This window comes from Bordetella muralis, assembly GCF_965139205.1.
Classification (GTDB): Bacteria; Pseudomonadota; Gammaproteobacteria; order Burkholderiales; family Burkholderiaceae_B; genus Bordetella_A; species Bordetella_A muralis.
This window is the reverse complement of sequence record NZ_CBCSIU010000003.1, coordinates 238,638-250,538: the sequence shown is the minus strand read 5'-3', so window position 1 is coordinate 250,538 and position 11,901 is coordinate 238,638. Positions and strand designations below refer to the sequence as shown.

General features: G+C 59.0%; 11 protein-coding genes and 1 pseudogene. 9 read left to right on the top strand and 3 right to left on the bottom strand.

The genetic code is table 11. The features are described 5' to 3' along the window. Positions 1-114: 114 nt before the first annotated feature. Positions 115-465, top strand: coding sequence for a hypothetical protein (locus ACNA0I_RS07850; RefSeq protein WP_415805516.1), 351 nt, complete (start codon positions 115-117; stop codon positions 463-465). Between the two features lie 140 nt (positions 466-605). Here the strand turns inward: ACNA0I_RS07850 and ACNA0I_RS07845 are convergent, their stop codons facing one another. Then, a complete protein-coding gene (locus ACNA0I_RS07845; protein WP_415805515.1) occupies positions 606-977 on the bottom strand; it encodes a YciI family protein in 372 nt (123 codons plus the stop codon). A 119-nt stretch (positions 978-1,096) separates the two neighbouring features. Then, the gene (locus ACNA0I_RS07840; RefSeq protein ID WP_415805514.1) at positions 1,097-1,879 is read right to left on the bottom strand and encodes an IclR family transcriptional regulator; all 783 of its coding nucleotides are present in this window, start codon (positions 1,877-1,879) and stop codon (positions 1,097-1,099) included. Between the two features lie 182 nt (positions 1,880-2,061). On the opposite strand from ACNA0I_RS07840, the gene ACNA0I_RS07835 reads away from it, so the two are divergent. The 8 genes and pseudogenes from ACNA0I_RS07835 (at position 2,062) to ACNA0I_RS07800 (ending at position 10,889) form a co-directional block, all read left to right on the top strand. After that, the gene (locus ACNA0I_RS07835; RefSeq protein WP_415805513.1) at positions 2,062-3,255 is read left to right on the top strand and encodes an acyl-CoA dehydrogenase family protein; all 1,194 of its coding nucleotides are present in this window, start codon (positions 2,062-2,064) and stop codon (positions 3,253-3,255) included. Continuing rightward, positions 3,252-4,254: pseudogene (locus tag ACNA0I_RS07830) on the top strand (class I adenylate-forming enzyme family protein); the annotation flags it as partial. The gene ACNA0I_RS07835 and the pseudogene ACNA0I_RS07830, both read left to right, overlap by 4 nt. A 1-nt stretch (position 4,255) precedes the next feature. Continuing rightward, a partial coding sequence (locus tag ACNA0I_RS07825; RefSeq protein WP_415805512.1) for a class I adenylate-forming enzyme family protein occupies positions 4,256-4,760 on the top strand: 505 nt, incomplete at its 5' end. A 30-nt stretch (positions 4,761-4,790) separates the two neighbouring features. Beyond that, complete coding sequence (locus ACNA0I_RS07820) at positions 4,791-5,810, top strand: cyclase family protein (RefSeq protein WP_415805511.1); 1,020 nt, start codon at positions 4,791-4,793, stop codon at positions 5,808-5,810. A gap of 101 nt (positions 5,811-5,911) precedes the next feature. Then, positions 5,912-6,898, top strand: a complete 987-nt coding sequence (locus ACNA0I_RS07815; protein ID WP_415805510.1) for a Bug family tripartite tricarboxylate transporter substrate binding protein — start codon at positions 5,912-5,914, stop codon at positions 6,896-6,898. Between the two features lie 307 nt (positions 6,899-7,205). Beyond that, positions 7,206-8,417 (top strand): ABC transporter substrate-binding protein, encoded by a 1,212-nt coding sequence (locus ACNA0I_RS07810; protein WP_415805509.1) that lies wholly within the window; start codon positions 7,206-7,208, stop codon positions 8,415-8,417. A gap of 90 nt (positions 8,418-8,507) precedes the next feature. Further along, positions 8,508-9,935, top strand: coding sequence for an aldehyde dehydrogenase family protein (locus tag ACNA0I_RS07805; RefSeq protein WP_415805508.1), 1,428 nt, complete (start codon positions 8,508-8,510; stop codon positions 9,933-9,935). Between the two features lie 36 nt (positions 9,936-9,971). Beyond that, positions 9,972-10,889 (top strand): NAD(P)-dependent oxidoreductase, encoded by a 918-nt coding sequence (locus ACNA0I_RS07800; protein ID WP_415805507.1) that lies wholly within the window; start codon positions 9,972-9,974, stop codon positions 10,887-10,889. A gap of 64 nt (positions 10,890-10,953) precedes the next feature. Here the strand turns inward: ACNA0I_RS07800 and ACNA0I_RS07795 are convergent, their stop codons facing one another. Then, positions 10,954-11,757, bottom strand: coding sequence for an IclR family transcriptional regulator (locus ACNA0I_RS07795; RefSeq protein WP_415805506.1), 804 nt, complete (start codon positions 11,755-11,757; stop codon positions 10,954-10,956). Positions 11,758-11,901 lie beyond the last annotated feature (144 nt).

Sequence of the window (11,901 nt, the reverse complement as noted above, 5' to 3'; positions counted from 1 at the left end):
CAGAATCGACCAGCAGCGGTCTTTCGTCGAGGCGCAGAGCGGACGCCGAGTCTCTTTACGTGGCATTGCACAAATTCGCGCAGTGCTAAGCCAAACTCTGCTTCGGGAGACATCGTGGCGACTGACGCTGAACAACGTAAAATGTCAGGTCTTCAGCCTCCACATGCTTCCTTTATGAACCTTGAACGACTTCGTCGCGAATTTCCCGACTTCGACATAACAACCCTGCCGCCCCTGCCCGAAGGGTATTTCGACGCATCGAGTTACATCGATGCAGCGCCTTCATTCGAGAACGAAGAGCGCGGCTTGAAAGTTTATGTCGACTACGCCAACTATGCCGACCGCGAATCCGGCAGGAGCCAGCGCTTCTGCGTTTCGCGCTACGACGAGGAAGCTGGCGACTTCGAGGACGTCGCCCTGTCGACTAACGATTGGGCCGAGGTCTTGCGCTTCCTGACCGCCTGAACGCCCTCGCCAGGGGCGATCGGTTTCCGCTCCGATCGTCGGATGATCGACCCCACGACCGCTTGCGCTCTCGCGGTCTTCGGTAGTTCGAAAACATGCGCAGCGCAGCCAGAGCATGGCAACGCTGCGGTTTCCAACCCTCACAGGGCCAGATAGAAATCCATCGGAATAAGCTCCACGGCCCATCCGCCTTCTTCACCCAGCGTGGCAGCCGGATGCATGGACGCAATGCGCAGTGCCTCCTCATGGCTATCCGCCTCAATAATGAACAAACCGCCCACCACTTCCTTCGACTCGGTGTAGGGCCCGTCGGTGATGCTCGTCTTGCCATTGCGTGGACGGAGCGTCTTCCAATTCTCGACATCACCTAGCGACGCAGAAACCAGGACCTTGCCGGTGGCGCGCATCTTCTCGTCCAAATCTGGACATTGGCTCACCAGTTTGTCTACATCATCTGGCGCCATCGCAGCAAATTTTTCGGGCGTGAAATAAGCCAGGCCGAGATATTTCATGGGAGATCCTTTTAGGGTTAATACGCTAACGACGAATCTGATGCTCGGAAATCGACATACTTCTGGGAAAAAATTTGTAGCGAACCTCGCCAGCCTATCTCATCCGTACATCCCTACCTTCACCCCAATCCCTCTGTCACTCCATCCGCCTCCCGTTTCAGCGCTGCAGCAATAGTCTTGCGACGCTCCGGACCCATGCGACCATAGTGCGCAGCGACGCTCAATGCAGCAACCGGCTGACGAGCGAGATAAATCGCAACACCGATGCCATACATCCCCTTGAGAAGATGCCCCGGGTTGAACGCATACCCCCGCTCGCGCGTGTCGGCCACCATCGCGCGCAGCTTGTCCACATCCAGGCTGGGATAGGGCCGCAGGCGCCCCTGAATGCGGCGTAGCACGTTCTCAACCTCTCCGTCGTCGAACGCAGCCAATAGCGCCAGACTGCCCGAACCCACACCCAATGGCCGGCGGGTGCCGATGTTCTGGGTTAGCACTTTGACTGGAAAGGAGCCTTCTTTGCGGTCTATACAGACGGCATCCAGCCCGCTGCGTATCGTCAGCATGACGGTGTCGCCGGTGCTATGAGCCAGCCGCTCCAGCGCCGGCCGGGTGACGGCCTGGATGTCCAGGCGATTGGCGGCGCGTTCACCCAAGGACAGAAATTCCAACCCCAGGTAATAAACGCGGCTACCCGCAGCCTGCTCGATAAAACCCTCAGCGCTCAGCGTTTTTAGAAAACGATGTAGCGTCCCTTTGCTCAGCCCGCTCTGCGCCTGCAGGTCGGAAAACCGCATGCCGCTCGATGACGAGCTGTAGGAAAGGATGCGCAGAATCTCCAGCGCGCGCCTGACGCTTTGCACGGTATCGCCGCTGGCCCGCGGGGTGCCGTTGTCCTCCATTACTGTCTCCTGCCTCGTCGTTGTGCTGGCGTGCCACCCGGCGCGCCGCTTTTTTCTGACTGCTGGTACTAGTGTTCCGTAGTGCGGAACTTTTTACAGGTATCCGCGATTTTGCCCCGTTTCGTTTCTATAGTCCAAACCCAACCCCGGCGGTGTCACCGCGTTCGGGAGGAGGCAAAGACATGATCGACATCGCGAACTCATACCAATGCAGTCCCGCGCTGTGGCGCGACAGAGTGGATCCGGCGTTCCTGCGCGAGCTGCGGCGCGTGGTGGCCGATACCGTGCTGCCCGAGGCCGAGGCCATCGACCGGCAGGACGTGTACCCCGTGCACATCATCAAGACCATGGCGCGCCACGGCTATACCAGCCTGACGCTGCCGCGCGAATGGGGCGGCAGCGCGGCCCCATACGGACACTGCGCCGCAGTGTTCGAGGAGGCCTCGTACGGCAGCGCAGCGGTGGGGATCAGCCTGATCACCATTTTGCAGGCGCAGACTTTGATCAACCAGTTCGGCGCCGAGTCGCTAAAGGCAGCGGTGCTGCCGGAATTCGCCCAGGGCCTGATCACCGCCTACGCGCTCACAGAGGCGAATCATGGCAGCGATATCCGCAGCCTGGATACAAAGGCGCAACGCGGCGCGAGCGGATGGACGTTGAATGGCCGCAAGTCGTTCATCACCTCGGGTTCGGCGGCCGAGGCCTATATCGTCCTGGCCGAGACGGATCATGGCGTGTCCACATTTTTCGTGCGTCGGGACATGCCCGGGGTGTCAACGTTCAACGGCCCGACATCCGGCACATTCGGCCTGCGCAACGGTCCGCACGTGGATCTGATCCTGGACGGCGTGGTCCTGCCCGACGATCATCTGATCGGCGTCGAAGGCAAGGGCGTGCGCCAGGCTGTGACTACGTTGGATTTTTCGCGCACGATGGCCGGTGCCATCAGCCTGGGCATCGCCCGCGCCGCGTTCGACAACGCGCTGGCCTATGCGGCCGGACGCGAGGCGTTCGACCAAAAGGTCCTGGGTTTCCAAGGCATTCAGTGGTATTTCGCTGACCTGGCGACCCAGATCGACGCTGCCCGCTTGCTGGTGTACGAGGCCTGCGCGGCATTGGACGAACACCGCGAGATCGCGCGCTATGCCAGCGAGGCGAAGCTCGCAGCCAGCCAAGTCGCTACGCGCGCGGCCGAGCAGGCGATTCAAATCTGCGGCGCTTATGGCGTGACCGAACACGCGCCGTTCGGCCGTTATCTGCGCGACGCCAAGGCCTATGAGATCGCCGGCGGCTCGTCCGAAATTCTCAAGAACACCATCGGCAAGCAATTGCTCGCCTTTGCCGCCAACCATCTGTCCGGACCCAAGAAGACGTGATCACCCACCGCCTGTATAGCCTGGCCGACAGCCAGCCCGACGCCATTGCGCTCGTTTTTGAAGCCCGCCAGTACCGCTACCGGGAACTGGCGGACATGGTCAGCGCCATGGCGGTACGCCTTCACGACGCCGGGGTGCGGCCGGGCGATCATGTCGCGCTGATGTGCGGCAACCGCCCGGCCTTTCTAGCCTGCTGGTTCGCGCTGAGCGAGCTGGGCGCGGTGAGCGTGCCGCTGAACACTGGATTGGTGGGCGAGGGGTTTTGCTACTCGCTGGCCAAGAGCGAATCGCGCCTGCTGATCATCGAGCCCGAGCTGCTGACGCTACGCCGTGACACGCTGGCGAATATGGATGGCGCACCGCCGGTGATGGAGATCGACGCCGCGATGGATCTGCCTCCGGCTGAATCACCGCCGCGCTGGGCCGGGCCGCAGCGCGGCGCAGGCGACGTGAACAGCATTCTGTTCACGTCGGGCACGACCGGCTTGCCTAAAGGTGTGACGCTGCCGCACGGCGCTTATGAGGCTGCCAGCGACGACATGATGCAATCGTTGGAACTGACCCGCGCCGATCGCATCCTCGTGTTCCTGCCGCTGTTCCACGCCAATCCGCAGATGTACGCAGTGGCCTCGGTGCTGGGTTGCGGCGCCACTTTGGTGTTGTTGCGGAATTTCTCTGCCAGTCGCTTCTTTGACGAAGCGATAGCGCATCGCGCTACTGGTTTCACCTATGTAGGTACGGTGCTGTCGATCCTGGACAAGCACTATCCCGAACCGCGCCGCGATCACACCCTGCGCTGGTGCGTAGGTGGTGGCGCGCCGGCCCGTGTGTGGGAGGCGATCGAATCGCGCTTTGGCATCTCGGTGCGCGAGCTGTACGGTATGACGGAAACCGGCGGCTGGGTATCGATGAATACGCCTCAGCGCGCACGCTTCGGCTCGGTGGGATATGCACGCGAGGGCATCGAGTTGGCCGTGGTGGACGATGCTGGCGCGCCGGNGGCCACCGGCGTCAAGGGCGAAATCGTGGCGCGCTCCAAACGCCCGCACGTGTTCTTCTCTGAGTACTGGCGCAATCCCGAGGCCACGGCCGGCACGCTCAAACAGGGCTGGCTGCACACTGGCGACCGCGGCTATCTGGACGAGGATGGCTTCCTGTATTTCGACGGACGCCAAAAGGAATTGATCCGGCGCGGCGGCGAAATGATTGCGCCCACCGAGATAGAGCAACAGTTGCTCAAGCACGAGCAGGTGCGCGATTGCGCGGTGGTGGGCGTGCCCGACGACATCATGGGCGAGGAGGTACATGCATACGTGGTGCTGCAAGGCGAGCCTGATGCCAAGGCTCTGCAGGCCTTCCTACAGGCGCGCCTGCCGGCCTATATGGCGCCGCGCTATTTCTCGTTCGTGCCCGTCATTCCCAAAACCGAAACCCAGAAAATCAAGCGTCATCTGCTGGCCGACCTGCCGACGCAAATGGTGGATCTGAGCGTGACGCGACGCTGATCTCTGCATCGATAACACAGGAGACACATCATGACCCGACGATGGAAACAACGGCCCCCTGGTTCAAACTGGGGCGATTTCGGTGATGACGACCAACTGGGCCGGCTCAATCTGCTGACCCCCGAGAAAGTGCGCGAGGCCGTGGCCGAGGTGCAGGAGGGCATTGTGTTCAGCCTGAGCCTGCCGCTGGATCTGCCGGGTGGCAATGTACTGAACCCGGCGCGCCATCCTCCGCGTCTGATGCCGACCCGGCGCGACGACAAGCCCATGTACCTGCACGCCTTTCAGCACGACCATAACACCACCGACGTGGCGTGCGACGACATGGTGGCCATGAGTCTGCAGTACTCGACGCAATGGGATGCGTTGTCGCACATCGGTTCGCATTTCGATGCCGATGGCGATGGGGTTGCCGAGATCGTGTTCTACAACGGCTACACCGGCAAGCAGAATTTCTCGCATCAACACGAAGACCGCGACAGCCCATCGCGCGCGCATCGCCTGGGCATCGAGCACATGGCGGCCAAAGGTGTACAGGGTCGTGGCGTGCTGCTCGACCTGCGGCGCCATTTCGGCGACGAGCGCAAGCGCGTTGGCTACGACGATCTGATGCGCGTGATCGAACACGACCGCGTCGAGGTGCGCAGGGGCGACATGTTGTGCCTGCATACCGGTTTTGCCGATGTAGTGCTGGGCATGGGGGGCAAGCCCGACGCGCAGCGGCTGGCGCGCTCATGCGCCGTGCTCGATGGTTCAGACAGCCGACTGCTGGACTGGATCGACGATAGTGGCATCGCTGCGCTGATCGCCGACAACTATGCGGTCGAGGATCGACCCTACGATTTCAAGGGCGATGGCTGCCATGCGCTGTTGCCGTTGCACGAGCGTTGCCTGTTCAAGTTGGGCCTGCATCTGGGTGAACTGTGGCATCTGACCCCGCTGGCCGAATGGCTGGCGCGGCACGAGCGTCATGCATTTCTGCTGACCGCGCCGCCGCTGCATCTGCCCGGCGCGGTGGGCTCGCCGCTGAACCCGATCGCTACCGTATAGCAGCCTGCCATGCCATCGGAAATTCAGAAGACTGATGGCATGGCAGGGCACAAGACTCCGCGCATCGTATAAGAACGACGATTTCTAAAAAGGAGAGAGACATGAAACAGCTAATCGGAATCCTGCGTGCCACATTGTTGTGCGGCGCCGCTGCGCTTGCTGTGAGTAGCAACGCAGTCGCTCAAGCTAATACCTGGCCGTCAAAGCCCATTCGCCTACTGGTAGGCTTTGCCCCAGGCGGGCCGACCGACAATGTGGCACGCATCCTGGCCGAGAAAATGGGCAGCGAGCTGGGCCAGCCGGTCATCGTCGAGAACAAGGCAGGCGCGGCAGGCAATATCGCCGCCACCGCACTGACACAGGCCCCCGCTGATGGCTACACGCTGCTCTACAACACCTCGTCCATCGTCATCGCGCCCTGGGTCTATCAGTCGCCTGGCTTCGATCCCCTTAAGGATTTCGCGCCGGCAGGCCTGACAGCGGCGGTGCCGCTGGTGCTGGCGGTAAACATGCAGGTGCCGGCCCAGAGCCCCAAGGCCCTGGTCGAAATGATCCAAGCCGCGCCGGGCAAATACAACTATGCGTCCTCGGGCGTGGGCGCCATCGAACATCTGACCGCCGCACAGCTCTTGAGCATGTTGGATCTGAAAGCGACTCACGTGGCCTACAAAGGCACAGCGCCGGCCCAGGTGGACCTGATTGCAGGCGCTACGCAGTTCACCACCACCACGCTGAATACGGTGATTTCGCCAGTGCAGGCGGGCAAGCTGCGCGCGCTGGCCATCACCAGCAAAGAACGCTGGTCGGGCATGCCCGACGTGCCGACTGTGGCGGAAACCCTGATCCCGGGTTTCGAGAGCCTGGCCTGGCAGGGCATCGTGGCGCCGGCCGGCACGCCCGAGCCGGTGCTGGCGAAGATCAACACCGCTATCAACAATGCGCTGGCTTCGCCTGAGGTGCGGCAAAAACTGGACCAGCAGGGCACCATCGTACTGGGCGGTTCGATTGAAAAGTACCGCGCCTATATCAAGTCGGAATACGATCGTTGGGGCAAGGTGGTGGAGCAGGCGGGCGCACGCATCGAGTAGGCGGCAAAGGCGCAGTCCTGTGGCAGGATGCCGAACACTGGTTCGGACTGGCGAAGGCGCCTATGGTCTCCGGTTCTCCTGCCTGCGGCGACCCCGCGAACAGCCCTCCTAACCTGTCTGTAAGCGATATACGTTCGTTATCGGTGAGTCGCTATTTGCTATTAGACGGCGGTTCAGCGCAACTGCAATATACGTTCGTAGCAAAGCCTACGAGCCGGTATCGGCGGCCTTGGCCGATGCGGACAGAGCGCAACAACCGGCCTTTCTCAGTAGCACTAAGAACGCAAAAAAATAGACGGAGACAGAAATGAACTTTCACATAAAGGCGAGGGCGGCTGCCCTGGCCGCGTGTCTTTCGATGACGGCGTCTGTAGTGGCCCAATCCTCCAATACCGTAAATATCGGTGTACTGACCGATATGTCGGGCCTCTACTCTGAAATCGGTGGACGCGGTTCGGTAGTTGCGGCGCAAATGGCTGTAGAAGATTTCGGCGGCGAGATCTTTGGGCGGCCCATCAAGGTTTTGTCGGCGGATCACTTGAACAAGCCGGACATCGCTGCGTCCCGAGTCAGAGAATGGGTGGATCGAGACGGCGTGGTCATGGTCACCGATGTGCTGGGGTCAGCTACCGGTATCGCTGTTCAGAACCTGCTTGCCGACAAGAACTTTATTGTGATGAATACTGGTTCGGCAACATCGGCAATAACCAATAAAGAATGCTCGCCATATAGCACGCATTGGTCATACGATACTCAAGCTATCGCTGCTTCGAGTGCGGCGGCAATCTTAGCGGAGCAGGGCGATACGTGGTTTTTCATCACTGCGGATTATGCCTTTGGCCATATGCTTGAAGCGGATGCTACCAAGGTTCTCTTAAAGGGCGGCGGGAAAGTGGTAGGCACATTACGGCACCCGCTAAACGACAGTGACTTTTCCTCGTACATTCTGCAAGGGCAAGCCTCCGGTGCAAAAGTCATCGTTCTCGCGAACACGGGAGGCGATGCTACCAATGCTATTCGGCAGGCGACGGAGTTTGGGGTCATTGAGGCGGGCCAGAAGGTCATGCCCCTGCTGATTTTTGACACCGACATTAAGGGGTTGGGATTAAACGTCGTAAAGGGGGTGAAGTACACGACCGGATTCTATTGGGATTTTGACGAGCGCACTAGGAAATGGTCCGAGCGGTTCTTCGCTAAGCACAAGACTCAGGCAAGCATGGTGCAGGCGGCCACCTATTCGGCGACGATGAACTATCTCAAAGCAGCCAAGGCGGTCGGCAGCTTCGACCGCGACAAGATTATGGCAAAGCTGCGAGAGGCACCTATTGACGACATGTTCGCTCGTAACGCCGTGTTGCGGGAGGACGGTCTTCTTGTCCATGACATGTATATGGCGCAGGTCAAGTCGCCTACCGAGTCCACAGGAGAATGGGATATTGCCAAGGTCATCAAGGTGATTCCCGGGAAAGACGCGTTTGCCCCGATTTCGGAAAGTGAATGCCCCTATTTGAAGCGCTAAGTGAGGCCCTTCTTGCGCAGCCAGGACGTTCGGCTGAAGCCGGTTTCTATGAAAAAAGCACTGAGTATCATCGGATAGCGGAGGTGACGCGTGACACTGGCAGCTAACTATATTGAAGGAAAATGGGAGAAGGGGAGCGATACGCTCATCAGCGTAAATGCGGCATGCCCGGACGACGTGATCGGGCACTATGCAAGCGCGGGGCCAATTCTGGCTGCTGCCGCGATCTCGGCGGCTCGGACCGCCGCGACCGCTTGGGAGAGCACAACCACGCAGATACGAAGTGATCTGCTGTACAGCATCGCGGATGAACTGTTGGTTCACAAAGATGCGTTGGCAGCACTCATTACCCGAGAGGCGGGGAAGACGCGGGCCGATGCGCTTGCTGAGGTGGTACGGTCGGCACATGTCTTTCGTTTCTTCGCTGGCGAGGCGGTGCGCTATGGTGGGGAGAATCTCTCATCTGTGAGGCCCAACGTTGGCGTACAAATCAGCCGGCATCCGATTGGAGTGATCAGTCTTATCACGCCTTGGAATTTTCCGTTAGCGATCGCAGCTTGGAAAATGGCGCCTGCCATGGCATTCGGCAATACGTTGGTTCTCAAGCCGTCTGAGTTGACGCCGGCTGTGGCTTGCGAATTGTTTCGTTTATTAGAGCGAGTAGGTACGCCTGCCGGTGTGGCCAATCTGGTGAACGGTGAGGGCGCCGAACTCGGCCCCGCTCTGCTCGAAGGCGTGGACGCAGTGAGTTTTACCGGGAGCGTAGCGACTGGTAGACGAATCGCGGCGCTTGCTTCACAGCATATGCTTCGGACCCAGTTAGAGATGGGCGGGAAGAACCCGCTAGTTGTACTTGACGACGCAGATCTCAACGTCGCGGTCGAATGCGCGCTGAATGGTGCGTTCTTTTCGGCTGGGCAGCGTTGTACGGCATCGAGCCGGCTTATCGTGGCAGAGGGCATTCATGATCGATTCGTGGCTGCGCTCGTGGCTCGGATGCGTCAATTGGTGGTGGGCAGGCCACAAGATCCCGATACGCAGATTGGGCCGCTGATTAGCCGTGCGCAACTGGACAAGGTTCTCGGCTATATTGAATTGGCGAAATCAGAAGGTGCCGTACTAACGGAAGGGGGCGACTCGCTGGACATCGACGGCGGCTACTTTCTGCGACCGGCACTTTTAACCGAAACGACACCGCAGATGAGAGTCAACCAGGAGGAAATTTTTGGCCCCGTCGCATCGGTAATTCGCGTTTCTGACTATGAGGAAGCGCTCGCCGTGGCGAACTGCACACCCTATGGACTTTCGTCGGGGATATGCACGACATCTCACAGCAAGGCTCAGCACTTCCGACTGCACGTGCGCAGCGGATTGACAATGGTTAATCTTCCAACAGCCGGGCTCGACTACCACGTACCTTTCGGTGGAACGAAGTCCTCGAGCTTCGGACCCCGCGAACAGGGTACATATGCGGTTGACTTTTATACATCATTGAAAACCGCGTACGTGGGGTATTGAAACCCTGTCGCGTACGTATGCCTCATAAGGAGACAAGTGGTGGACAGAATCGGATTTATTGGCTTAGGCCGTATGGGAAAATCGATGGCGCTGAACTTGCGCAAAGCAGGTTTTGACCTGGTGGTTTTCGATATCAATAAGACAGCAGTCACCGAGCTGGCCGATGCTGGCGCGGCAGCCGGTGCTGACGTCGAAAGTCTGGCTCGTCAATGTAGCATCATCATTACGATGCTGCCGTCCTCTAAAGAAGTCGAACAGATCATGCTGGGCGAGGGGGGCGTATTGGCGTGTGCTGGGGCGGGTACAGTGGTGATGGACATGAGCACCATTGATCCGTTGGCCACCGACAAGTTGCACGCACTTGCTGCTGCTGCGGGTTTGAGTTGGGTCGATGCGCCAGTCGGACGCCTGGCCGAGCACGCCGATCGAGGTGAGTCCCTGATCATGGTCGGCGCGAGCGAAGACGATTTCAGGCGGGTAAAACCGCTGTTGGATGCGATGGGTACCACGATCTATCACTGCGGTCCTGTGGGAACAGGCGGACGTACAAAACTGGTCAACAACTATCTGGCGGTTTCACTTTGCCAAATCAACGGCGAGGCTTTAGCTTTGTCGCAGCGATTTGGCCTGGACATCACTAAGACATTGCAGGTTCTGTATGGGACCTCGGCGACAAATGGTCAGTTGCGTATGAATTTTCCCCACAAGGTGCTGGTAGGTCAGAATGAACCGGGCTTCACCATTGATTTGGCTCACAAGGATATGTCTCTGGTGGTGAACGCTGCGCATGCGTCCAAAGTGCCCATGCCAGTAGCCGCTGCAGTGCACGAGTCATTCAGTTTGGCGAGAGCGGCAGATTTCGGCGGGCAAGATTTCTCCTGCATCGCAGACGCAATATGCCAATTAGCAAATATCGAGAAACCGCGCGTCCCTTCTAACTGGAGCCCTGACTGATAGACCTCGCCCCGATCCTCGCTCGTTCCCGAGCGCGGATCTTTACAGCCGTCGAAAAAACGCGTTAAGCATGGCTGCCGTCTTCCATTTCACCTTCAGCTCGTCGAGCAACCAAGTCCGCTACTTCTTGAATGCGTAATCGTATTTCGGCTGCCAAGCGGTGCTTGCGTGATTCTGGCAAGAGTGGGGTGGCAGCGCCGAGACTTATCGACGCTATAACAGAGCGCGACGCTTTGAACGCGAACCCAAGTCCTGAAACGCCCTGCGTCGTGATGTCTTGAATTTGGGAATAGCCATGTTCCCGCGTTCGCTGAACTGCTGCGTTTAGTGTCGGCCATGACAGGCCGGCACGCTCGTAGGCTTGCCTGTTGCGGTCATAGACATCGCTAATCTCTCTGTCTTCCAGGTTGGCCAGCATCGCCAGTCCACCGGCACCGATACCCAGCAAACGTCGTCCTCCGACCTCGATCGAGAAAAACTTGCGGTTTTGTCCTCCCGCCTCCCTATGCAGGCACACGCCGTAATCTCCCTCTCTGACCTGCAGGAATATCTCTTCTTGGGTGATACGGGCGAGGCGCTGCATGAGACTGCGAAAATGGCTGACAAGTGGCACGCGCGACATTGACCATAAGCCCAACTGCATGGCTTCGACGTCGAGCCGGTACGCTTTGGTGACCATATCTTTGTCGGCAAAACGTTCATCAACTAAGCACGCCAACAGCCTGTGTGCGGTGCTGGGCTCTAGCCCCGTGACCTGAACAATCTCAGTGAGCTTGATGCCGTCTTTATGGCGCTCTCCGAGAAGCCTTAGCAGCTGAAGGATTCTGCGCGCACTTTGGGTACCGCTGATATTGATGCGATCTTCCATGATGTGGAAATTTATTGAATTAAGAGAGGCGTGATGGTTATCGCTGTCCTAGATTGCGGTTTTTCAGCCAAAGTGAGAACGACGAAATCTCACGATAAGCCGACGCTGACTAGATAATCGGCCTAAAGTCGACAGGAGACAAGC